22 protein-coding genes are annotated in these 23,749 nt (G+C 55.0%); 14 read left to right on the top strand and 8 right to left on the bottom strand.

Annotated elements, in window-relative coordinates:
• Nucleotides 1-7 precede the first annotated feature (7 nt).
• Nucleotides 8-778: a type IV toxin-antitoxin system AbiEi family antitoxin gene (locus PAT9B_RS23910; protein ID WP_013511874.1), complete on the top strand. Its 771-nt coding sequence runs from the start codon at nt 8-10 to the stop codon at nt 776-778.
• A gap of 51 nt (nt 779-829) precedes the next feature.
• Here PAT9B_RS23910 and PAT9B_RS23905 read toward each other — a convergent pair whose 3' ends face one another.
• Both PAT9B_RS23905 and ascF read right to left on the bottom strand, forming a co-directional pair.
• Entirely contained in the window at nt 830-2,260 is a 1,431-nt protein-coding gene (locus PAT9B_RS23905) for a 6-phospho-beta-glucosidase (RefSeq protein WP_013511873.1), read from the bottom strand.
• An 11-nt stretch (nt 2,261-2,271) separates the two neighbouring features.
• A complete protein-coding gene (gene ascF / locus PAT9B_RS23900; protein WP_013511872.1) occupies nt 2,272-3,720 on the bottom strand; it encodes a PTS cellobiose/arbutin/salicin transporter subunit IIBC in 1,449 nt (482 codons plus the stop codon).
• Nucleotides 3,721-4,003: 283 nt separating this feature from the next.
• Here ascF and PAT9B_RS23895 point away from each other — a divergent pair, with 283 nt between their 5' ends.
• Entirely contained in the window at nt 4,004-5,017 is a 1,014-nt protein-coding gene (locus PAT9B_RS23895) for a LacI family DNA-binding transcriptional regulator (RefSeq protein WP_013511871.1), read from the top strand.
• Nucleotides 5,018-5,040: 23 nt separating this feature from the next.
• On the opposite strand, the gene PAT9B_RS23890 is transcribed toward PAT9B_RS23895, so the two are convergent.
• Nucleotides 5,041-5,478 (bottom strand): VOC family protein, encoded by a 438-nt coding sequence (locus tag PAT9B_RS23890; RefSeq protein ID WP_041526063.1) that lies wholly within the window; start codon nt 5,476-5,478, stop codon nt 5,041-5,043.
• Between the two features lie 286 nt (nt 5,479-5,764).
• Between PAT9B_RS23890 and PAT9B_RS23885 the strand changes: the two genes are divergently transcribed.
• From PAT9B_RS23885 to PAT9B_RS23855, 7 genes are all read left to right on the top strand, one after another.
• The gene (locus PAT9B_RS23885; RefSeq protein WP_013511869.1) at nt 5,765-6,310 is read left to right on the top strand and encodes a helix-turn-helix domain-containing protein; all 546 of its coding nucleotides are present in this window, start codon (nt 5,765-5,767) and stop codon (nt 6,308-6,310) included.
• Nucleotides 6,307-7,332: an HlyD family secretion protein gene (locus PAT9B_RS23880; protein ID WP_013511868.1), complete on the top strand. Its 1,026-nt coding sequence runs from the start codon at nt 6,307-6,309 to the stop codon at nt 7,330-7,332. Before PAT9B_RS23885 ends, PAT9B_RS23880 begins: the two co-directional genes overlap by 4 nt.
• Nucleotides 7,329-8,888 carry a DHA2 family efflux MFS transporter permease subunit gene (locus tag PAT9B_RS23875; protein ID WP_013511867.1) on the top strand — a complete coding sequence of 520 codons (1,560 nt, stop codon included), beginning with the start codon at nt 7,329-7,331 and terminating at the stop codon, nt 8,886-8,888. Before PAT9B_RS23880 ends, PAT9B_RS23875 begins: the two co-directional genes overlap by 4 nt.
• Nucleotides 8,889-8,908: 20 nt before the next feature.
• Nucleotides 8,909-10,186, top strand: coding sequence for a beta-ketoacyl-ACP synthase II (gene fabF / locus PAT9B_RS23870; RefSeq protein ID WP_013511866.1), 1,278 nt, complete (start codon nt 8,909-8,911; stop codon nt 10,184-10,186).
• Between the two features lie 43 nt (nt 10,187-10,229).
• On the top strand, nt 10,230-10,862 hold the full coding sequence (locus PAT9B_RS23865; protein WP_013511865.1) for an aspartate/glutamate racemase family protein: 633 nt from the start codon (nt 10,230-10,232) through the stop codon (nt 10,860-10,862).
• Between the two features lie 125 nt (nt 10,863-10,987).
• Complete coding sequence (locus tag PAT9B_RS23860; protein WP_013511864.1) at nt 10,988-12,823, top strand: methyl-accepting chemotaxis protein; 1,836 nt, start codon at nt 10,988-10,990, stop codon at nt 12,821-12,823.
• 173 nt (nt 12,824-12,996) lie between these two features.
• A complete protein-coding gene (locus tag PAT9B_RS23855) occupies nt 12,997-14,073 on the top strand; it encodes a diguanylate cyclase (protein WP_013511863.1) in 1,077 nt (358 codons plus the stop codon).
• Nucleotides 14,074-14,076: 3 nt separating this feature from the next.
• Here the strand turns inward: PAT9B_RS23855 and PAT9B_RS23850 are convergent, their stop codons facing one another.
• Both PAT9B_RS23850 and PAT9B_RS23845 read right to left on the bottom strand, forming a co-directional pair.
• Complete coding sequence (locus tag PAT9B_RS23850; protein WP_013511862.1) at nt 14,077-14,538, bottom strand: OsmC family protein; 462 nt, start codon at nt 14,536-14,538, stop codon at nt 14,077-14,079.
• On the bottom strand, nt 14,480-15,622 hold the full coding sequence (locus tag PAT9B_RS23845) for a LacI family DNA-binding transcriptional regulator (RefSeq protein ID WP_013511861.1): 1,143 nt from the start codon (nt 15,620-15,622) through the stop codon (nt 14,480-14,482). The genes PAT9B_RS23850 and PAT9B_RS23845 overlap by 59 nt, the downstream gene beginning before the upstream one ends.
• A 436-nt stretch (nt 15,623-16,058) precedes the next feature.
• Here PAT9B_RS23845 and PAT9B_RS23840 point away from each other — a divergent pair, with 436 nt between their 5' ends.
• From PAT9B_RS23840 to PAT9B_RS23830, 3 genes are read left to right on the top strand one after another with little or no spacing between them, the layout of a single operon-like run.
• Entirely contained in the window at nt 16,059-16,778 is a 720-nt protein-coding gene (locus tag PAT9B_RS23840) for a gluconate 2-dehydrogenase subunit 3 family protein (RefSeq protein ID WP_013511860.1), read from the top strand.
• Between the two features lie 35 nt (nt 16,779-16,813).
• The gene (locus PAT9B_RS23835) at nt 16,814-18,586 is read left to right on the top strand and encodes a GMC family oxidoreductase (RefSeq protein WP_013511859.1); all 1,773 of its coding nucleotides are present in this window, start codon (nt 16,814-16,816) and stop codon (nt 18,584-18,586) included.
• Nucleotide 18,587: 1 nt separating this feature from the next.
• Nucleotides 18,588-19,898, top strand: a complete 1,311-nt coding sequence (locus PAT9B_RS23830; RefSeq protein WP_013511858.1) for a cytochrome c — start codon at nt 18,588-18,590, stop codon at nt 19,896-19,898.
• A 381-nt stretch (nt 19,899-20,279) separates the two neighbouring features.
• Here the strand turns inward: PAT9B_RS23830 and PAT9B_RS23825 are convergent, their stop codons facing one another.
• Nucleotides 20,280-20,444: a general stress protein gene (locus PAT9B_RS23825; protein WP_013511857.1), complete on the bottom strand. Its 165-nt coding sequence runs from the start codon at nt 20,442-20,444 to the stop codon at nt 20,280-20,282.
• A gap of 300 nt (nt 20,445-20,744) precedes the next feature.
• Here PAT9B_RS23825 and PAT9B_RS23820 point away from each other — a divergent pair, with 300 nt between their 5' ends.
• On the top strand, nt 20,745-21,152 hold the full coding sequence (locus PAT9B_RS23820; protein WP_013511856.1) for an NUDIX domain-containing protein: 408 nt from the start codon (nt 20,745-20,747) through the stop codon (nt 21,150-21,152).
• 5 nt (nt 21,153-21,157) lie between these two features.
• On the opposite strand, the gene PAT9B_RS23815 is transcribed toward PAT9B_RS23820, so the two are convergent.
• A complete protein-coding gene (locus tag PAT9B_RS23815; RefSeq protein ID WP_041526062.1) occupies nt 21,158-22,072 on the bottom strand; it encodes a LysR substrate-binding domain-containing protein in 915 nt (304 codons plus the stop codon).
• A gap of 109 nt (nt 22,073-22,181) precedes the next feature.
• On the opposite strand from PAT9B_RS23815, the gene PAT9B_RS23810 reads away from it, so the two are divergent.
• On the top strand, nt 22,182-22,784 hold the full coding sequence (locus PAT9B_RS23810) for a LysE family translocator (RefSeq protein WP_013511854.1): 603 nt from the start codon (nt 22,182-22,184) through the stop codon (nt 22,782-22,784).
• On the opposite strand, the gene PAT9B_RS23805 is transcribed toward PAT9B_RS23810, so the two are convergent.
• Nucleotides 22,781-23,746 (bottom strand): PDR/VanB family oxidoreductase, encoded by a 966-nt coding sequence (locus PAT9B_RS23805; RefSeq protein WP_013511853.1) that lies wholly within the window; start codon nt 23,744-23,746, stop codon nt 22,781-22,783. The genes PAT9B_RS23810 and PAT9B_RS23805 overlap by 4 nt on opposite strands.
• Between the last annotated feature and the right edge of the window lie 3 nt (nt 23,747-23,749).

Raw genomic sequence — 23,749 nt, 5'->3', positions numbered from 1 at the left:
AGGTAGTATGAATACCCAAAAAACATCAAAAATAAACTCTTTACTAAGCATGATTCCTTCAGGAATCGTGCTTACTTCAGCGTGGTTGTCACAACAAGGTTACAGCCTTGAGTTGCAGAAACAGTACAGAAAGAGCCAGTGGTTCAGAACGATAGGTACTGGCGCAATGGTTCGTTGGGATGATGAAGTTGACTATCTGGGAGGTGTTTACGCATTACAATCGCAACTGGGTATGAACCTGCATCCGGGGGCTAAAACGGCGTTGTCACTACAAGGCAAATCCCATTATCTGGGGCTTGCTGAGAAGAGCGTCATGTTATTCGGCACGCCGGATGACAAACCACCGCTTTGGTTTGCAAAACAAGAGTGGGATAGGCAGGTAAACTTTAAGTTGTCTGGCTTTTTACCCCCTGAACTCGGTTTGGTAGATATTGAGCATAGAGGTTTTAGCGTTAAAGTATCCAGCCCTGCTCGTGCTGTGATGGAGTGCCTTTATCTTGTTCCGGGAGCGCAACCGTTACTGGAAGTTTACGAATTAATGGAAGGGCTTAATAATTTAAGGCCGATTGCCGTTCAGAAACTGTTGGAAGAGTGTTCATCGGTTAAAGTTAAACGTCTATTTATGTATTTGGCAGATAAGGCCGGACATGACTGGTTCAATTATTTAAAAAAAGAAAAAATAGATCTTGGTAAAGGGAAAAGGGCCATTGTGGATAACGGGGTGTATATCCCGAGATACCAAATAGTTGTACCCAAGGAACTGGAGTCAGTACAATGACAGTTGCCTCGTCAGAGGGCGGCCAAATTAGCCGCCCTGCGGAAATCCGAGCTACGCCAAATCCCGCCCATTACTGGCTATGACTTTCTTGTACCACCAGAACGATTTCTTACGCATACGGTTCAGCGAACCCTGCCCGTGGTCGTCGCGATCGACATAGACAAAACCGTAACGCTTACTCATCTCCCCGGTTGAGGCGGCAACCAGGTCGATACAACCCCAAGTGGTATAACCGATCACTGGGATGCCATCGTCAATCGCCTGCGCCATGGCGTGAATGTGCTCCCGCAGATAACTGATGCGGTAATCATCATGGATTTCGCCGTCAGCGTTGATCTCATCACGCGCGCCAAGACCATTTTCCACCAGGAACAGCGGTTTCTGGTAACGGTCGTACATCATGTTCATGGTGATACGCAGTCCCAGCGGATCAATGCCCCAGCCCCATTCGCTGCGCTTGATATGCGGGTTGGTCAGGGATTTCACCACGTTGGCGGCGCTGCTGTTTTGCTCGTTCATCTCGGCCGAAGCACAACGCGAGGCGTAATAACTGAAGGAGACGAAATCCACGGTGTTTTTCAGGATCTCGCTATCTTCAGGTGCCATCTCAATCTTCACCCCTTTCTCGCGGAACACACGGGCTGAATAAGAAGGGTAAGCGCCGCGCGCCTGGACATCGATAAAGAACAGGTTTTCGCGATCTTTCTCCAGTGCCGCCCAGACATCCTCCGGTTTACTCGACCACGGATAGAAGTTACCGCCTGCCAGCATGCAACCGACCTGGTTTTGCGGGTTGACCTCATGAGCAATCCGCGTTACCAGCGCGCTGGCAACCAGTTCATGATGCGCTGCCTGGTATTTCACCTGCTCAGGGTTTTCGTCCGCTTCGAACACCAGACCTGCACCTGAGAACGGGCTGTGCAGCAGGATGTTGATCTCATTAAACGTCAGCCAATATTTCACCAGGCCGTCAAAGGCTTCAAAGCAGGTACGCGCATAGCGGGCGAAAAACTCAATCATTTTGCGGTTACGCCACGAGCCGTATTCCGTCACCAGATGCATGGGGACATCAAAGTGGCACAGCGTCACCAGCGGCTCGATACCGTGTTTTTTGCACTCACTGAAGACCTCACGATAAAAAGCGATGCCTTCCGGATTGGGCTGAAGTTCATCGCCATTGGGATAGAGACGGCTCCAGGCAATCGAGGTACGGAACACGCTAAACCCCATCTCTGCCATCAACGCGATGTCTTCTTTGTAACGATGGTAGAAATCAATGGCCTGATGGCTGGGATAATATTCGTCTTCACGCAGGGTAAAACGCTTCTCCAACCCAAGTTTAACCGGCATACGATGCGGGCCATGTGGGATCATATCCACGGTGGTCAGTCCCTTGCCGCCTGCCAGATAACCCCCTTCCGATTGGTTGGCGGCTAAGGCACCGCCCCATAAAAATCCCGCAGGAAATGTCAGTTCAGACATGAATACCTCAATTAATTGGCGTTAACAGGTTTTGCAGCGTCAACCGCCGCAGCTGGCGTTTTGGGGCTGGATTCCGCAACCGGGATATCTTCAAAGCCCAGCACCAGGGTCAAAACAAACGAAAGCACCACCGACAGCGCCATCACCGCCCCCACCCAGACGATGCTCATCGGGTTATTGGGATCAAAAAATTGCACGCTGGTGAACAGACCGGGCGAGGCCATCGAATGACTGGCGAGACCACCAATACCGGCTACTGCGCCACAGATAAAACCACTGATCAGGCTGGCGATCAGCGGGCGTTTCAGTCGCACCGCCACGCCGTACAACGCCGGTTCCGAAATCCCGGCAACAATCGCCGACGCCGCAGCGGCCAGCGCCGTCTGACGCAGTTCCGGATTTTTGGTTTTAAACGCCACCGCGAGGGAGGAGCCGCCGAGAGAGAGGTTGGCACCAATTTCTGATGGCATCACCATCCCTTCTTTGCCGGTTTCCGCGATAGTCTGGATGATGGTCGGGGTGAACACGCGATGCATACCGGTCATCACCAGCAGAGGCCACAGCGCCCCCATAATTGCCACGGACAACCAGCCAAGGTAACCGTGAATGGTATAAACCAGCGCAGAAATACCGCTACCGATCCAGATGCCCAGTGGACCAATCAGCACGATGGCGATCGGCGCAGCAACCAACACAATCAACATGGGTTTGAGGAAGTTCTTGGTTACCGCCGGGGTGATACGATCGATGATGTGTTCAATGTGCGACAGAATCCATGTCATCACCAGCGCGGGGATCACGGTGTAGGTATATTTGACGGCTGTCACCGGGATATAAGCAAACTCCACCGCCTGGCCTTGCGCGGCTTTAGCCATCAGGTCGATGAAATTGGGATGCACCAGCACGCCAGCGATGGCAATCGCCAGTGACATATTGGTTTTAAACTTCAGCGCGGCTGACGCGGCAACCATGATTGGCAGGAAGAAAAATGCACCGTCACCAATGACGTTGAGGATCACCAGCGTCGAAGACCCTTCTGCAAATACGCCGGTCATATTGAGGATCATGGCGAGCAATTTCACCATTGAACCACCAATGATAGCGGGGATCAGTGGCGACATGGTGCCGACTAACGCATCAAGAATTCCCGCGCCAATCCGTTTTAAGGTGATTTTCCGTTGCACGGGTGCTGGGCCCGCCGTGGCTGCGGGTGTGGCCAGCTTCAGCACTTCCTGAAAGGCCTGGCCGACGTTATTGCCGATAATCACCTGGCACTGGGTATCCGCGTGCACCACGCCCATCACGCCGGGGATCGCTTTTAGCACTGCGCTATCGACCTGGTCGGTGTCTTTGACCACAAATCTCAGCCGGGTCATGCAGTGCGTCACAGCTTCGATGTTCTCGGCACCTCCCAGCGCCAGGACGATGGCGCGGGAGATTTCGGCATAATTCTTCGACATGGATTTTTCGTCTCTTATCAAAATAGGTCGCTTATCTGGCCGGTCGTGCATCAGCTGTAGGGCAGAGGCCGCCAGATGTTCAATTTCTCATCATGAGAAACCGGTTTCACAAAATAATGAAGTCGTATTTATAACCTGACAAGAGATTTGAAATTTGATTTAAAACATTGTGATGGTCATCACTTTATTGTGACGACGACGGGGCAGCGGTCAGGAGAAAAATTTCCTAATCTATGAGCAGGTTAGGTAAACTACGATTCGTCTTGATTTAGCTGAGAAAACGATGACCACCATTCTCGAAGTCGCGAAAAAAGCGGGTGTTTCAAAGGCAACGGTATCCCGCGTGTTATCGGGGAATGGCTATGTGGGTGAGGAAAAACGCGAGCGGGTACTGCGCGCGATCGCTGAGACGGATTACCGGCCAAACCTGCTGGCACGCAATCTGGCGGTCAAATCCACGCAAACCATCGGGCTGGTGATTACCAATACGCTGTATAGCGGCAGTTACTTTAGCGAACTGATGTCTCATTCGGCACGCCTGATGGAGCAGCAGGGACGCCAGCTGATCCTGGCTGACGGTAAACACAGCGCTGCCGAAGAACGGGCGGCGATTCAGTTTCTGCTGGATTTACGTTGTGATGGCATCATTATCTACCCACGTTTTCTCTCCATCGATGAGATGGATGAGATCATCTCGCAGCACAAACAACCGATTCTGGTGATCAATCGCCGCCTGCGGCAGCACCAGAGTTTCTGTATCTATTCCGATCAAAAAGCCAACAGCGCACTGGCGGTCAATCAACTGATTGCGCTGGGGCATCGGGACATTGCGTTTATCACCGGCTCACTGGATTCCCCCACTGGCGTGGAACGTCTCGCCGGCTACCAGGCGGCACTGGCACAGCACCACATCGCGCTACAGGATGCGCTGATTGTCGAAGGACGCTGGCATGCACAAAGTGGTATGGCCGCAGTGGAAACCTTGCTGGCGCGTGGTTGCCACTTTAGCGCCATTGTCGCCAGTAACGATGACATGGCGATTGGTGCCATGAAGCAACTTGCCGCCGCCGGGCTGGCCGTGCCGGAACAGGTTTCGGTGGTGGGATTTGATGATATCCCGCTGGCTCCGTTTACCATTCCTGCGCTGTCGAGTATGAAAATTCCGGTCACTGAGATGGTTCAGCAGACCATTGAGCAGCTGGTGTCGATGCTGGACGGTGGCGAGATGGCGCAGGGTAAAAATTTCACTGCTCGTCTGGTGATGCGCGAATCTATCGGGCCGGGGCCGTATGGCTAAACAGGAATATCAATGGCTCCACCTCATTGACTGCGTTCCATCAATTCAAGCGTCTGACCATCAGGGCTTTGTAAATATATTACCCGGGTTCCCTGCATGGGTCCTGACAACACTGTCTGAGGTTTTCCGGGCGTCTTCCAGCCGTAGTCCGATGCTTTGCCCAAGAGCGTATCAAGATCCTCAACTATAAAAGCAAGGTGAGCGTAGCCTGGGATATAGGGCGCTGAAGGTTCTTCTGGCTGCTCAATGTTATTGTATTGTAGTAATTCAATTTGAATATCAGCCAGTTCAAGCAAAGCCATTCGTACATCAGCTCCCCTTGCACCTGTTACCTCATCGATTATAGGTCCAGACATTTTTCCTTCACGTAATAATTTACCTCCAAGAATCTGAGTCCAGAAAAATAATGAGTCTTCAATGTTTTTAACTGAAAAACCAACGTGATTAACACTTAATATCATGCGATTACCTGCTGAGTTTTCAAAGTTCATCATCCAACTATATAAAAAGCCTGCTTTATTTCTACACGATAAATGCGCGACCGTTTTACAAGCCTGCATCTTTTATCGATAAATTGCGAATGTCCGCTCCTCGCTGTGAGTTCAACCGATGGATGCAACACACCTGCTCGCGCCGCTACACCCCTTCATCAACTTCGCACTCTGAGCTATGCTTTTTTTAGTGACTTGCATTTTGATAGTGACTATGAAAATCTGTGCGCATTGAGATCCAACCCGAGCCAGAAAGATGAAAAACGAGCCGCTTTGCCACGCTCCTTGTCCTATCGCCCGTAGCCTTGGGCGCATCGGCGATAGCTGGAGCATGATTATCCTGCGTGATGCGCTGGCGGGATTTACCCGCTTTGATGAGTTTCAAAAGAATGCCGACATCGCGCCAAATATCCTTTCCCGCCGCCTGAAGGAGCTGGTGGAGGATGGGTTGCTGGAGAAGGTGTGCTACAGCAGCACGCCGCCGCGTTATGAATATCATCTCACTCCTATGGGTCGTGATTTCCGCCCGGTGATTCTGGCGCTGGTGGAGTGGGGCAGTCGCCACTTCTCGCCGGAAGGGCGGCAGGTGCAATTGGTGGAAACCGCCACACAACGCCCGGTAGAGGCGATGATGGTGGATAGTGAGACGCGAGAACCGCTGACTGCTGATAAGTATTCGATCGTACCCGGCCCGGCAGCGGCAGCCGTGATTCGCTATCGCCATGAATACATCCAGAAGAAGCGCGCGGGTGAGCCCGCTCTGAAATTTGTTCCGCCTGCGAAAGAGGCGGCCAGCAAATGAACAGACGTAAAATGATCCCGCTGGTGGCGGTCGCTGCCGCGGTCGTGGCCGCCGGTTACGGCCTGTGGTGGTGGCAGTCCGGGCGTTTTATTGAGTCGACCGATGATGCGTATGTGGGAGGCGATATTAGCGCCATCTCCGCCAAAGTGGCGGGCTACGTGCAGGAAATTGCAGTTCAGGACAATATGCAGGTGAAGAAAGGTGACCTGCTGGTGCGTCTTGATGCGCGTGATTATCAGGCCGCCCTGATGCAAGCCAGCGGAGAAGTGGAAGCCCAGCAGGCGGCGCTGGCGGATATCGCCGCCACGCGAGAATTACAACTTGCCACCATCGCCGGTTCGGCGGCTGCGGTGAATGCCGCGCAGGCGCTGACGGAGAAAACGGCGGGTGATAACCGGCGCTATGGGGCGTTGGTGCAGACGGTCTCGGCGCAAACCCGTGACTATGCGCAGGCGGATTACCGTCAGGCGGTGGCGCAGGAGAGCAAAGCCCGTGCCGATAAAAGCGTGGCAGAACGCCAGTTGGGGGTGTTGGATGCGCGTGAGAAGCAGACACAAGCGGCGCTGATACAGGCGCAGGCAGGTCTGGAGATGGCGAAACTCAATCTCGGCTACACCGAGATTCGTGCACCGTTTGATGGGGTGATCGGTAACCGCCGTGCCTGGTCCGGCGCTTATGTCAGCAGCGGTACGCAGCTGCTGTCGCTGGTGCCTGCTCAGGGTTTGTGGGTTGATGCCAATTTCAAAGAGAACCAACTGGCGCATTTACAGGCCGGACAGCAGGCGCAAATCGTCGCCGACGTGCTACCGGGCCGTACCTTTACCGGCCATGTTGTCAGCCTGTCACCCGCCACCGGTTCGCGCTTCAGTATCCTGCCAGCGGAAAACGCCACCGGGAACTTCACCAAAATCGTTCAACGTGTCCCGGTGCGTATTGCGCTGGATGGCGATGCGGCGAAATTGGGTCTGCTGCGCCCCGGCTTGTCCGTAACGGTAACGGTTGATGAGAAACCCGCACCATGAGCAGCCAGACCGCCTTACCTGTGGCACCGGCATTAGAGATGCCGGTCAGCAAAAAAGTCATCGCCTTTGCCACCATGTGTCTCGGCATGTTTATTGCGCTGCTGGATATCCAGATTGTCTCGGCCTCCTTGCGCGACATCGGCGGCGGGTTGTCGGCGGGTGATGATGAAACCGTCTGGGTGCAGACCAGCTATCTGATTGCGGAAATTATCATTATTCCACTCTCCGGCTGGCTGGCGCGGGTGATGTCAACGCGCTGGTTGTTCGCGGCGTCAGCGGCCGGTTTTACCCTGATGAGCGTACTGTGCGGCTGGGCCTGGAATATCCAGAGCATGATTGCGTTTCGCGCTTTGCAGGGGCTGGCGGGCGGATCGATGATCCCGTTGGTGTTTACCACCGCCTTTGCTTTCTTCCAGGGCAAACAGCGCGTGATCGCCGCCGCCACCATTGGCGGACTGGCGTCGCTGGCACCCACGCTTGGCCCCACCGTCGGGGGCTGGATCACCGAGAACTTCAACTGGCACTGGTTGTTCTTCATCAATGTGGTGCCGGGGATTTACATCACGCTGGCAGTGCCGGCGCTGGTGAAAATCGACTCGCCGGATACCTCGCTGCTGCGCGGGGCCGATTATCTCAGCATCGTGTTGCTGGCGGTGTCGCTGGGATGCCTTGAATACACGCTGGAAGAGGGGCCGCGCTGGGGATGGTTTGACGACAGCACCCTGACCCTCACCGGCTGGCTGGCGCTGGTGTGTGGCGTGATGTTTATCATCCGCACGCTGCGCCATGCACAGCCAGTGATGGATCTGCGCGCCCTGAAAGATCGCACTTTTACGCTGGGTTGCTACTTCTCATTTATGGCGGGTGTCGGCATTTTTGCCACCATCTACCTCACGCCGCTGTTTCTCGGCCAGGTACGTGGCTTTAGCGCGCTGGAAATTGGCCTGGCGATTTTCTCCACCGGCCTGTTTCAGGTATTGTCGATTCCTCTCTATTCGTGGCTGGCGAATCGGGTGGATTTACGCTGGTTGCTGGCCGCCGGTCTGATTGCCTTTGGTGTGTCGATGTACAGCTTTGTGCCGATTACCCACGACTGGGGCGCGGACCAACTGCTGCTGCCGCAGGCGTTTCGCGGCATGGCCCAGCAATTTGCCGTGGCACCGACGGTGACGCTGACACTGGGTAGCCTGCCACCCACTCGCCTCAAACTGGCCTCCGGGCTGTTTAACCTGATGCGCAACCTCGGCGGGGCCATCGGTATCGCCCTGTGTGGCACTATACTTAATGATCGCACCAACCTGCATTACAGCCGTCTCGCCGACCATCTCAACAGTGCCAGCCTGACGCTGGGCGAATTTATGCATTCTTCCACCGCAGCACTGACCCAACAGGGCTTCAGCCCCGATGCTGCACAGACTGCCGCGCTGAAAAACCTTGCGGCACTGACGCTCCGTGAAGCCAAAACGCAGGCTTTTGCGGATGCTTTCTGGCTGATCATGATCGGATTCTTTATTGCCGCATTGCTGGTGCCGTTCATGAAAGTACCAAAAACCTAATCATCACATCTGGAGATCATATGGATATCTCGTTAAAGCGCATCGTCGTCACTGGGATGGGCATTGTCAGCCCATTGGGGTGCGGCGTAGAACACGTCTGGCGCGCCCTGGTACAAGGGCAGTCCGGGATCCGTCCATTGCCGGAAGACATCGTGCAGGATATTCCCTGTAAAATCGCTGGGCAGGTACCCTCCGTAGAACAAGACCCGCAGCATGGTTTTGATCCGCTGGCGGTTATCCCGGCCAAAGAACGTAAAAAAATGGACCGTTTTATTGAATTCGCCCTGGTGGCCGCGCATGAGGCACTCACGCAGGCGCAGTGGTTTCCTCAATTGGAAGCCCTGCGAGAGCGCACCGCGACCATCATCGCGACCGGTATCGGCGGCTTTAACGAAATCGCGGCGGCAGTGGAAACCACCCACAGCCGGGGTCCTCGTCGTTTGTCGCCTTTTACCGTACCGTCGTTTCTCGCCAATCTGGCGGCTGGGCATGTCTCGATCGCGCATGGTTTTCGTGGGCCGATTGGTGCACCGGTGACGGCGTGTGCGGCCGGGGCGCAGGCGATTGGCGATGCGGTGCGTCTTATCCGCAGCGGTGAGGCGGATATTGCGCTGTGCGGCGGCAGTGAAGCTGCAATTCACCGCGTCAGCCTCGGCGGATTTGCCGCCGCGAAAGCCCTCTCCAGCGGATTTAATGACCAACCCGCCAGCGCCTCACGACCGTTCGATCAGCAGCGTGATGGCTTTGTGATGGGTGAGGGGGCCGGGCTGCTGGTGATTGAATCGCTGGAGCATGCGCAGGCGCGTGGCGCGACCCCGCTGGCGGAAGTCGTGGGCTATGGCACCAGTGCCGACGCATACCATCTCACCGCCGGGCCGGAAGATGGCAGCGGTGCACGCCGGGCGATGACCACCGCCATCCGTCAGGCCGGGATTACGCCCGCGGAGATTCAGCATATTAATGCGCACGCCACCTCGACCCAGGTCGGTGACAAAGGTGAGCTGGCGGCGATTCGTGCGCTGTTTGCCGACAGCCCGGTAGCGATCACCTCAACCAAATCGGCGACCGGCCATTTGTTAGGTGCAGCGGGTGGGGTGGAAGCGATCTTCAGCATTCTGGCGTTGCGTGACCAGTTAGCGCCGCCGACGCTGAATCTGCACCAGCCGGATACGGCGGCGGAGGGGCTGGATCTGGTCGCGTTAACGGCGCGTCCAATGCCGATGGAGTATGTGTTGTCGAATGGTTTTGGTTTTGGCGGTGTCAATGCTAGCCTGATCTTCCGCCGTTGGCCTGGCTGACGGCGACAGCAAAATAACAACGACATCATGCAGGAGTTTGGACATGCTGGGGATTATTCGTGTTTTGACCCACCCTGATCAGCACTTTGTTGAGGAACACGGGCGGTTGATTCACCAGGAGTATGGCATCGCTTCGGTCAGCCGGGCGATCCCTGATCAGCACACCGGTATTTTTGATGACACCAGCGAAGCCCAGGCGGTACCCAAAATTGTGGCGCTGGGTCAGCAGCTGGAAGCTGAGGGATGCAACGCGCTGTTTCTCAGTTGCGCCGCCGATCCGGGTCTGGCAGCGTTGCGCGAGGCGGTTACGGTGCCGGTGATCAGTGCCGGTAGCGCTGCGGCCAGCATCGCCCGGATGTTAAAACGTCCGGTAGCGGTGATGGGCATTGGTACGACGGCACCGGCACCGTTCCGCCAGTTGTTGGGTGAGTCAGTACGCTATGCCCGGCCCGAGGGGATTCGCAACACCACCGATCTGCTGACGGCAGCAGGTCGCGCCAGTGCGCTGGCCTGTGCCGATAGCCTGTATCGCGAAGGCATTGAGGTGATCGCCTTCTCTTGCACGGGTTTCTCGACCATTGCGCTTGGCGATAGCATCCGCGCGCAACTGGGTGGCGTCGCCGTTGATGCCGTCAGCGCGGCAGGGCTGTTTATCAGTCAGTTGGCTCCGCAGTAACACAGTGCGCCGCCACGGTTGTCGCGGCGCACTTTTTTATGCTCTCCGCAATAAACAATTCCCTAATCCCTCCGATAACCCTCTCAGTAACCCTTACAAAAATGATAAACGCAGGAGTGGGAAACATGGGATTGGTATCGCGATTGCGAAACGTGCGCATTACCCGAAAACTGTCGGCAGGATTCGGCATTGTGCTGTTGCTGGTGGCGCTCGCTACCGGGCTGAGCGTACAGCGCTTCAACGAAATTCATAATATCTATCAGAAAACTAACCTGATTTATGACATCAACATTGAGGTGTTCCAGGCGAAAATTAACCGTCTGAAATACCTGTACGGCGACGATCAATCGGGTGCGGTGATGGCGAAGTATGTCACCCATGCGCAGCAACTGACCGCGGAAGCAAAAAAACTCAACTGGTCAGAAGATGCCTCGCCGATTATCGACGAAATTGTCCGCCATTTGACCGATTTTCAGCAACGTATTGGCGCGATGACGCAAGCCACTCAGCAACTGAACAGCCTGCGCGCTCAGCTTGATAACATCAGCCAGCAGGACACCACCTCGCGTTACACCCAGCTGATCCGCACCCCGGTAACCAACCCGGAATTAACCAACCAGATTTACGACCAGTTGTTTGCCATCAGCAATGTGCGCGAAGAGGCACTGGCGCTGCGTTTTAACGTCAGCGAAGCGTTGCGTAACGCGCTTGAAGCCCACTTCCGTAGTGCCGATGAGGGGATGAAAGCGTTGCTGGCGCAACTGCCGCCGGAACAGCAGGGTGGTTTTACCGCGCTGTGGCAGGATACCGAACGCTTTAAAGACCTCAGTCTGCAAGCCGCTCAGGCGTATGCGCAACTGCGCAGCGCGGAAGATGGCGTGAAAGTAGCGGGTGATCAAAGCAGTGCGGCCATCAAGAAAGTCATCACCATTGTGAAAACGCGTAACGATGAACTGGCTAACGGTTCTGCGACGTTGTCACTGCTGATTGGCGGGCTGGCGATCCTGTTTGGCGTGCTGGTGGCGTGGTACATCATCCGTCAGATTACCCAGCCGGTATTTCATAACCTGGAGCTGGCGGAGCGCATTGCCAGCGGCGATCTCAGTTCGCAGTTTGCCACTGACCGCCGCGATGAGTTGGGTAAGTTAACCGCCGCGATGGGCCGAATGAATGAACGCTTGCGCAGCATGATTGGCGACGTACTGAGTAGCGTCAACAGCGTTTCGCAGGCGGCCAGCGCGATTAATCAGGGCAATCTCGATCTGTCTTCACGTACTGAGCAGCAGGCTGCGGCGGTGGTTGAAACCGCCGCCAGCATGGAGCAGCTCACCGCGACAGTGAAAAATAATGCCGAGAATGCGCGCCAGGCCAGCCAGATCGCCGCTGAAGCCACGCGCAATGCCAATCAGGGCGGCGTTGCGGTCCGCGATGTGGTCAGTACCATGGGTGAGATTTCCGACAGTTCGAAGAAAATTGCCGATATCACTGCGGTGATCAACAGCATTGCCTTCCAGACCAATATCCTTGCCCTGAACGCCGCCGTAGAAGCGGCGCGTGCCGGTGAGCAGGGCCGTGGCTTTGCCGTGGTGGCGAGTGAAGTACGCAACCTGTCGCAGCGCAGTTCCCAGGCGGCAAAAGATATCGAACAGTTGATCAGTGAGTCGGTCAGCCGTATCAGCAATGGCCATCAGCAGGTGGCGCGTGCCGGTGAAACCATGGATCAAATCCTCGGTAGCATTGCGCGGGTGAATGAAATCATGGAAGAGATTTCGGCGGCGTCCGATGAGCAAAGCCGTGGTATTGAGCAGATCGCCCGTGCCGTGGGTGAACTGGATACCACTACACAACAAAACGCCTCGCTGGTAAGTGCGTCGTCGGTTTCGGCTAACTCACTGGAAGAACAGGCGCTGATGCTGGAACGTCTGGTGGCGCAGTTCCGTCTGCAAGGCGCGGCAAACTAACCAAATTACGCAGTGCAGGTCGCAAGTATTGCGTCTGCGCTGCGTTTATTTTCCGCATCATGTAAGAAAATTGTGCTGTTGTAGGGCTGCAAGGGAAAAAATCTGAAAAAATACGCGCTGTTTAGTTCTTTTCCGATAAACTGCATGTCTTGTCGGTCTGATATTTCCCGTGAATGAATTACTACTCACCTGATGATAATCACCTGAAGCGCCGTTCGGTACGCTTCGTTCGCCGCATGTTTTTGATGCGCCAGCTCGGCACGATCTTGTGTTTCTTCCCTATTCTTTCGGTTTTAATGGAAATGGACCGTAGCCTCGAACTGTGCGGGCTGCTGTTTACTAACGCGTTTATTTGGCCGTGGATTGCCTGGCGTCTGGCGTTGTATGCGGAAGACTCCACGGCGACGGAACGGCGTAACCTGACGCTGGATGCCGCCTTTGGCGGTGCCTGGGTGGCCTTAATGGGCATGAGCCCGATGCCATCGTTTATTATTATGGCGGTACTGGCTTCGGACCGTTATGCCGCCGGGGGCGGTGCGCAACTGATTGCGGCACTTCAGGCCTTTTTCTGTACCTTTATGCTGGTCTGGCTGGTGGATGGCATCGGCTTTCGCTTCACCTTTAGCATGCAAACGGTCTGGCTGACGCTGCCACTGGCGACGGTGTATATGCTGGCGCTCAGCGTGGCCTCGTACAATCTTACCTGGCAGTTGCGCAAACGTAATCGCGAGCTGGAGCGGATTGCGCTGATGGACCCCGGACTGGAGATCCCGAACCGGCGTCTGTTTGAACGACGGTTGGAGAGTGAATTCCTCAGCACCCGCCGGGGTGACAGTAGCGCCTACTTGCTGCTGATTGATGTCGATAACTTTAAAGCGGTTAACGATACCTGGGGGCATGAAGCGGGCGACTTTCTGCTGGCGGAAATTTCCGCCTTGTTGCGTAACTATGTCGGCATACAGGATATTCCTGCTCGCTTTGGTGGCGATGAGTTAGGAGTGATTGTCCATCATGCCGGTGATGAATCCGTGGTGCAGCTGGCAGAGCGGTTGAAAGAGAAAATTGCGCAACTGCGCTTACCGGCAGCGCCGGATTTCAGTTGTTCAGTCAGTATCGGCATTGCGTCCGCCGCCAGCGCGGAATCGCTGGGCTACTGGCTGCGCCATGCGGACGAAGCCCTGTATGAGGTGAAACGCGCCGGACGTAACGGTGTGCGCTTGTGGCAACCGGTACTGGCAGGCGCGGCCTGATGGTCAGACGAAAGTGGGTTCGCAGCTGACCGGGAAGTTAAGCGAGTTAGCAATATAACAGGCGTCATGTGCCTGATGATGCAGTTCTCTTGCGCGCTCGGTGTCTGCCGGGTTGCGCAAAGTGATGCGCGGTTGCAGGATGATTTGCGTAAAGTGGCCGCGCGTTCCTTCCACCATGGTGCCCTCTGCGGCATCTTCATAGCTTTCCACGTTAATTCCGGCATCGGCGCACAGATGCAGATACCACAACTTATGGCAGGCGGATGCGGCGGCCAACAGCAGCTCTTCCGGGTTCCAGCGGCTGGCATCGCCACGAAACGCCGGATCGGCACTGAGGGGCAGGGTGGGTTTACCCGCTGCCAACAATTCGCCGTTGCGATCATACGCGGTGTAACTGGCGGTGCCGTCACCGCGATTGCCGGTCCAGCGTACCGTCACCTGATAATGATGTTCCCGTGCTGCCATCGTGCTGCTCCTTTTGGTATCGCGACGCGTTTCGCGCGCTCTGAAGTGAGCCTGCATCATACCGCGATGGCAGGTTTTCCGCTGTCACAATCCGCAACTCCATATTACCATCCTGATAGATATCAGGCTGATAACCCTGCTCCAGATAACGCAGCAGCAGCCGGGTAGCCAGCTCGGCATGTTGGTGTGCATTCTGATCGAGGGTATAAGCCAGTACATCTTCCTGTAATAACCGGTGCGTGACATCGTAGAGTTCATGAGTGATGTAGCAGCAGCGTCCTGCCAGACCGTGCTGGCGCAGGAGTTCACTGATGTCATTATTGCTGTCACCAGAATTATATAAACCGGCCACATTGTTCGATTGTTCTAATGTCTGGTGCAGCAGCGCGCGTATTTTATGGCGTTCATCTTCCCCCGCCAGCACTTCACGCAAACGTAGCCAGGGAGCACGTTGGCTAATGGCATCGCGGAAACCGGAAATACGCTGAATATGGGCGCGGAAATCAAAACGACCGCTGACCATAATCACCTCGCCTTCGATTGGCATGCTGCGGCTCATTAATAATCCTGCCGTTCTTCCGGCCTGATATTGATTGATACCGACATGGCATAAACGATATGAACCCGGCAAGTCACTGGCGAGTGAAATCACCGGAACCTCACGTTGCTGGCAATATAATAATGCCTCGTGAATCACCGGGTAATCATGACCAAACACGATAATACCGTCGCGCAATTCACTGCTTTTTTTTATCTTTTCTGCCAGCTTCTCTGGTTGCGATTCTGCCACAAGGGTGCGGAATAATTTAATTTTCCGATAACCAAGCCGGTCGGCGATCTGCGCGAACTCTTCTGCCAGTTGCTGAAAGAACCAGGTGCCATTGCTGCTCAGAAAAACTTCAATTTGCCACGGCTGTTGTGTTTCCTCTGGCAACAGGCGCTGCAAACCGGCGGCACGCGCCGCACGCAGCACTTTGCGCACCGTCTCAGGCCGCACTCCACCCCGTTCGTTCAATACCCTGTCGACGGTCGCAATCCCAACCCCGGCCAACTCGGCCACCTTAATCAGGGTGAGTTTTTTCATTTTTTCCTCAGAGCACCAGGTTAAAAATCGTGCCGTTTTGTTCGGCAGCAAAGTTTGGGTTTTACATCACAGCAGGGTGTTTTTTTTCGCCGTATTATGCTCAGTCAATCTTCGCTGACAAGTGGCGAAATGTTGCGAAACAAATCCGCACTGTACAACTTGTCGCCGCTAAAATTAAAAATCTTCGATGATGGAAAACCATCAATAAAATCCTTTCAAATTGCAGGGTGAGAAATTAACCTTTGCAACGTTGTTAAAATTTAATTAATTCCTTGATTTGAATGTAAAGACACTTACCTGAATTTATTAACAGCCTAACGGGCACGCCTGTATTTAATTCATACAGTTTTTCTTTATGGCAAGTTTATCGCCAGGCTAAAACACGTCTGTTATTTAGCCTGGGTTGCAATGTGACAAATTCATTGGCAGGGAAAATATGAAACGCAGAGAATTTCTCACTTCCATCACCGCATTGGGAGTGGCGTCCTCGATCCCCACGCTGGCGCAGGCTGAGGTGGTTAACGGCGGTCAACCGTGGGAACCCGGCAAAGTACAAACGCCGCCCGCACCACCGAGGAAAGGTGGACTGCAATATCTGACGCAACACGAATTCGACACCGTGGGTGCCATTGCCGAGCGCTTTATCCCGGCGGATGAGATGAGTATCAGCGGCAAAGAAGCGGGTTGTGCCATTTTTATCGATCGTCAACTGGCCGGTGATTACGGCAATGCTGTGGCCATTTACCGTCTGGGACGTTTTGTGAAAGGCACGCCAGAGCAAGGTCCACAGTCACCACTGACGCCAGCTCAACGTTACCGCCTCGGTATCGCCGCCCTCGACAACGCCATGCAAAAACAATATGGCAAAGCCTTTGTGGCGCTGAGCGGTGAGCAGCAGGACGCGGTATTGCAGGCGATGGAAGCCAACCGGCTCGATCTGGGTGAGCAGGTAGAAACCAAGGTGTTCTTCGAGCTGTTGCTGCAAAACGTGCGCGAAGGCTTCCTTTCTGATCCGATCTACGGTGGCAATAAAGACATGGCGAGCTGGAAGATGATTGGCTTCCCCGGTGCACGCTATGACTTCCGTGACCTGCTGGCGAAGAAAGGGCAGAAGCTCAACATCATCCCGACCAGCCTGATCGATAACACCCTTTAATTTCTTTGCCTGCTTCACAATAACGAGTTCTGAACATGACTAATGTCCGTCCAAAAGCTGATGTCGCCATCGTCGGCCTGGGTTGGTGTGGTTCTTTGATCGCCGAAGAGCTGACCCGCGCTGGCTTGAATGTCGTTGCCATTGAACGTGGCCCGTGGTTTGAAACCGCCACCGATTTCCCGCCATCGATTGATACCGATGAACTGCGCTGGGATACCCGCCGCAGCATGTTGCTGCCGCCCGCCGTCGAAACCACCACTTTCCGTAATAACATTACCCAAACAGCGCTGCCGAGCCGCGAATGGAACCTGAATGAATTGGGTTATAACGTTGGCGGTTCCGGTACGCACTGGGCAGGGATGGCGTGGCGTTTTACGCCGTTTGATTTCGAACCCTACAGCCAAACAGTGCAGCGTTACGGTAAATCGCAAATCGCCAAAGGGGTGATCCTGCAAGACTGGGGCGTCACTTATGATGAACTGGAACCTTTCTACGATCGTTTCGAGAAGATTGCCGGTGTTTCGGGTAAAGCCGGTAAGCTGAACGGCAAAATCATCCCGGATGGTAACCCGTTCGAGGGTAACCGCAGCAGCGAATACCCGCTTCCTGCGCTGGAAAGCATGCGTCTGACGGATCTGTTTGCTGAAGGCGCCAAAAAAATCGGCCTGAATCCGTTTATGGTGCCTGCCGGGCAAGCGTCGCGAGCTTACGTCAACCCGCTGGGTGTGCGGATGGGGCCTTGTACCTATTGCGGCTATTGCCTGTATTACGGCTGCGGCAACTTCTCCAAATCCAGCCCCAATGCCTGCGTGATCCCGGCGCTGATGCAGCGTGAGAATTTCACCGTGCTGACTGACTCGGCGGTGGTGCGTGTCAATAAATCTGCCGATGGCAAAACCGCCACCGGTGTGACCTATATCGACAAGAATAAAAAAGAGTGGGAACAACCGGCGGATATCGTCATTTTGTCCGCATTCCAGATGCAAAACGTGCGTCTGTTGCTGCTGTCGAAAATCGGCGTGCCTTATAATCCGGTCAGCAAAACCGGGGTGGTTGGCCGTGCTTATAGCTTCCAGACCGTATCGGGTGCCAGCATCTTCTTTAAAGATGAGAACCTTAACCAGTATATCGGTGCCGGTGCGCTGTCTTCGCAGGTGGATGACTGGAACGGAGATAACTTCGACCATACCGGCCTCGGCTTTATTGGCGGCGCAGGTATTCTGGTGGTGGCTCGCGGGGCGCGACCGATTGGTAACGCCGATGCGCTGCCGCCGGGCACACCGCGTTGGGGCAAAGAGTGGAAAAAGGCCTACACCCACGCTTTCCAGAACGCCACCTTTATCTTCGGTCAGGGCACCAGTTACTCACACGAAGACTACTACCTCGATCTTGACCCGGAGTACAAAGACGACAACGGCAATCCGTTGCTGCGTGTCACGTTTGACTACAACGATAACGATCGTCGCTCAGCCAAATTTATCGAAGAGAAAAGCGTCGAGATTGGTAAAGCGATGGGCGCTGATCTGGTCATCGGCACTAATTCGGCCTCCGGCGCGTATTCGCCTTACAACTTTGCCAGCGACCACACCATTGGTGGTGCCGTGATGGGTACCGATCCGCAAACCTCGGTGCTGAACCGTTACCAGCAGTGCTGGGATGCCCACAACGTTTTCGTGCTGGGCGCATCGTCCTTCCCGAATAACGCGGGCTACAACCCAACCGGCACCATTGGTGCACTCAGCCTGTGGACGGCGAAAGCCATTATCGAACAGTACCTGAAAAACCCTGGCCCGCTGGTGAAGGTGTGACATGAAAAAAACAACAATTGCAGGTGGCGTGGTCATCGTGGCCGCCGCCGTCGCTGCGGCATTGCTGTGGCAAAACGGGAACACGTCTGCGGATGAGGTCGCCAGTGACAATGTACTGACCAGCCAACCGCCAGCGGCTGCCGATGCTGCCGCTGTGGCACGCGGTCGTTATGTGGCAATCGCCAGCGACTGTACCGCGTGCCACACCATGCCAGAGAGCAAATTGCATATGGCTGGCGGTTACCGCATCAGTACGCCATTTGGCGGAATCTATGCCAGCAATATCACGCCCGATGTGGCGACCGGGATTGGCAACTGGACCGAACGGGATTTCTTCCGCGCGGTGCGTCATGGCAAGGGGAAAGAGGGTGAGAATCTCTATCCGGCGATGCCTTACAACGCCTACGTGAAGTTGACCGATCAGGATATGCACGATCTGTGGCTTTATATGCGTTCGGTGCAGCCGGTGCATTACCAGGTGCCGGAGACCAATCTTGGCTTCCCGTACAATATCCGTCTCGCGATGATGGGCTGGAATCTGCTGTTCTTTAAAAATGCCGGATTCGAGGCCGATGCCAGTCAGTCAGCGGCGTGGAACCGGGGCGCATATCTGGTCGAAGGACCGGAGCACTGTGCTGCCTGTCATACGGCGAAGAACCTGATTGGCGGTGACACCAGCGCGTATTTGCAGGGCAGCAATCTGGCGGAGTGGCACGCGCCGGATATTACGCCGAATCAATACACCGGCATCGGTAGCTGGAGTAATGACCAAATCGTGCAGTACCTGAAGCTGGGCAGCAACCACGTTGCGGTAGCATCTGGTCCGATGGCGGAAGCGGTGACTAACTCGACGCAACACCTGACCGATGCGGATTTGCAGGCCATTGCGGTGTACCTGAAGTCGGTACCGGCTTCGCATGCCCAGCGTCCACAGCCGCTGGCGACGGATAATGCGCAGATGAAGATGGGTGAGAATGTCTATTCAGCAAACTGCACCGCCTGCCACAACAGCGATGGGAAGGGTATCCCTAACCTGGCGGCGAGTCTGGCCGGGAATCCTGGCCTGATGGCGGATGACAGCGCTTCCATTATCACCACCGTGTTGCAGGGTGGACGTGGGGCGGTGACCGAGGGTAACCCAACCAGTGGTGCGATGCCTTCCTTTGCCTGGAAGCTTTCGGATGAGCAGGTTGCCGCTGTCGCGACTTACCTGCGTAACAGTTGGGGCAATGCGGCACCCGCTGTCACTGCTGACGAGGTGGCGAAAGCGCGAGCGACGCTGAAGCGCCCGGCGCAGATGGCGGCGCATTAAAGCATAACCGCGTCGCTACCCATCCGTGTCGGACGGTAGCGACGCACAATTGTTGCATCGATCTTCAGCGCTCGGACTTGGCGGCGCGGACATCCCCCCGCCGGGAAAGTGGTATCGAGGATGCAATAAATCATGATTTATTATAACGTTAGCGCGACAGGCAGTTATTCCATTGCGCAGGAATAAACATATATTGCGCTAATTTAATTTGTACAAGAAATATAATCTTGTACAAATTAAATCGAGGGTTTGTATAAGATGGTGGGGAAATAGCCTGGTGTTTGCGGCCAATATAAGCTTGCCAGACATTACCTGAAGGCATTGTCAGGTTGAGCGTTACCGCAAAAGAGAGAATTAATATGGAATATCTGAGCGTTTTCGTTACTTGCGGCGGCTGATTTTTCCTCCTTTTCGACCGGCTTCGATGGCACGCTCTGGGTCATTGCGGAAATTTCCGCCACTCATCTGACCACCTTTGCGACCCGCTTCAGCCGCGCGTTGCTTATCTTCTGCAAAGTTACCTGAACCACCACGACGTTGCGTCATTGTTTATTCCTCTTCGATGTATTTGCCGATTAACAGGACGCGCTTCTTCTCACATCAGGAAGCATGAATAACTGTAGCGGTGATTTTAATTAAGGCAAACTAGGAATAATCCTAAGTTGGCAATTCTGCCGATCTTTTCATGCGAATATTAATTAATACATGCGGGATGGGTAGTTTATTTTTGTTCGTTAGTTGGCTATCTAATTTCCAGCTTTATCTTGCAGTTCTGTCGCTGATGATTAAGATAGCGATTAAAGAGAATGAGAATCAAAATCGATCAAGTAATAACAGGGAGAGAACATGGTTTCCACTGGAACAATTCGTATCGCCGCTGCTGTCATCACCGATAATGACGGCAGGTGTTTGCTGGTGCGCAAAAAGAATACCTCCTGGTTTATGCAGCCTGGGGGAAAAATTGATGGTGATGAAACGCCGCAACAGGCGCTGCAACGGGAATTACGCGAGGAGCTGAATTTTACCTTCGACGCGGATGCCTGCCATTATCTTGGCTGTTTCCACGATCAGGCGGCAAATGAGCCGGGTCAGTTGCTGGTGGCTGAGCTTTTTCGCGTTGAAACGACCATCACCCAATTCAGCCCGGCCGCCGAAATTGCCGAGGTCGTGTGGTTTGATCCTCAGCATGATGAACTGCCGCTGGCTCCCCTGACCGAAAAACAGGTGCTACCGTTGGTCAACGCCCCACGTTAAGTCGCTTATTCCGCCAGTGATAACCTTGCGATCCCGGCAGGGGGCGCTGGCGGGGTATGTTGCCGCAGCCAGTCGAGCAGGATTTCGTGTGCGGCACCGAAGGAGGCGTTAGCGGGCCAGACAAAATAATAGCCGTCACCGGTTGCCACGGCCTGCGGAAAGGGCAGCGTCAGTAGCCCATCCCGCAAGGCATTCAGACTGAGCAACAGGTCTCCTACGGAAATACCGTGGCCGCTGATCGCCGCCATATTGCCTTGCTCCAGGGTATCGAAAACTTTGCCTTGCCAGAGGTTAGCGCCAGGTGCCAGACCTACCCCCTGCAACCAACGCCGCCAGTCGCGCCGGTCGGCGGTGGGGTGAATCAGTTCGCAATGTGCAAGATCGCGTTGTGCCTGGTTTTTCAGGGCGGGAGTACATACAAGAATCAGCCACTCTTTAAACAGCAGGCGACTCTCGGTACCCGCGCCAAAATCACCGTTGCCCAACAGAATCGCGCAATCAAAAGGCTCGCGGCTAAAATCGACGCTGTCAGTTGCCATCCAGACGCTGCTGATCGCCACTTCCGGTGTTGAGTTTTTCTCACGAAATGCCTGCAACACATCCAGCAGCCAGCACATGGTTAATGTCGAGGGGGCTTTCAGGCGCAGGCGTTTACCTTGCTGGCTGAAGGCGGCACAGGCGCGTTCGAGACTGTCGAATCCTGCCTGTAATTGTGCTGCCAGCACCCGGCCTGCGGCACTAACCTCTACCTTTGGCCCGCGACGAATAAAGAGTTCACAGCCAAATAGCTCTTCCAGCGTGCGAATATGCCGACTGATGGCCCCGGGCGTAACATGCAGCACGGCCGCAGCCTGACTAAAGGAGCCGTACTGCGCTGCACAGGCAAAGGCGCGCAGGGCGTAGAGAGGAGGAAGCGACATTATTTTTGCCATATTGAGTTAAACTCACATTCAACGGCAGTTTTATCCGTTTTTCAACTGCGGTGTGACTGGCAATACTGGCGTTCCGTTTTCTTTGCCGATGCCAATCATGAATATGCCATTGCTTTGTACCTATCTGTTTTCGATTCTCACCCTGCTGGCAACGCCAGGCCCGGTGGTGGCGCTGGTGACTGGCACCGCGGCTCGCCATGGTAGCCGCCGCGCGTTTCACACCGTGATTGGCACCAATGGTGCCTCGTTGCTACTGATTGCGTTGGCCGCCTTGATGTTGATTGGATTGGTCACCCTCAGTGATCAAAGTCTGCGCATGGCTGCGCTGGCCGGGTGTTTGTATATCGGTTATGGTGCCTGGCGTGGTTTGCGCGCTGCCCCGGCACAACATGCTTCTCCAATGCGCCAGGGCGGGATAGTGCAGGGGTTTCTGGTGGGGGTGTCGAACCCGAAAGATATTCTGTTTTTCGCCGCTTTATTTCCGCAATTTATCGCGGTAACGCCGCATATCAGCACCAGCCTGTTGCTGCTCTCTCTGCTGTGGATCGCCTTCGATTTTTGCGTGATGGCCGGTTATATCCTCGCGGTACGGCGCTGGGCTAAAGGGATGCAGCAGCGTCGGCTGGAAAGGGCTTCCCAGGGCATGCTGCTGCTGATGGCGCTGGTGGGTATGGGTTACAACCTGTATGAACTGTTTTAAAGTTCGATCACCAGATTGGGAGACAAACTGCGTGAGCAACACAGGGCAATATATTGCTCGGGGGCACACTTTTCTGCCGCAGATTGTACCGTATCCCGATGATCGACCTCGCCTGCGGTGACACGGGTCAGACAGGCACCGCACATCCCCATCTCGCAGGAGAGTGGCACATCGACACCGTTTTCCAGCAGCACCGTGGCGATGGTCTGGCCCGGTGCGACGGGCCACTGCTGGCCGCTGGAGGCGAGGGTGACGGTAAACCCTTCCTCGCCTGCCTGGGCGATGGTGGTCTGTGGTTTAAAGGCCTCGGTGTGAATATTCGCCTCACGCCAGCCCTGATCAATCGCTGCGGTGTGGATGTGACTCATAAAGCCTTCCGGACCGCACAGATAAAGATGCGTATCTTCAGCCGGGTCAAGTAATTCAGCCGGGGCATGGTGACGTGGACTGCGGCCTTCGCTGCTGTGCCAGATTTCACAGAAACCGTGCTGAAAAGGTTTGGAGAGTTCGGGTAAAAACGCCTCATCGCCGCGCTGTTTCACATAGTAATGCAGCACGAAGGGCACGCCTGCCGCCTCCAGCGCTTCCGCCATCGCATACAACGGCGTGATGCCGATACCGGCTGCCATCAGGATCACTTTCCCGGCGGGGATCAATGGAAACAGATTGCGCGGTGGCGAGATGCTGATCACCTGACCGGGGCGCAGCATATCATGGACATACCGCGATCCGCCGCGTGACTGCTTATCCCGTGCAATGCAAATCTGATAGTGGTGGCTGTTGTCGCTCTGTCCGGTGAGGGAATATTGGCGCACCAACCCATCACGCAGATGGACATCAATATGCGCGCCAGGCTGCCAGCCCGGTAGCGGTTGGCCGTTCTCCGCCACCAGATTGATCGCGAGATTGTGACGCCCCTGGCGGTACATCCCGTCCACCACCACCTGTAATGTTGTGCTCATCGT

It is taken from the genome of Pantoea sp. At-9b (genome assembly GCF_000175935.2).
Taxonomy (GTDB): domain Bacteria; phylum Pseudomonadota; class Gammaproteobacteria; order Enterobacterales; family Enterobacteriaceae; genus Pantoea.
This window is presented reverse-complemented; position numbering and strand designations above follow the sequence as displayed.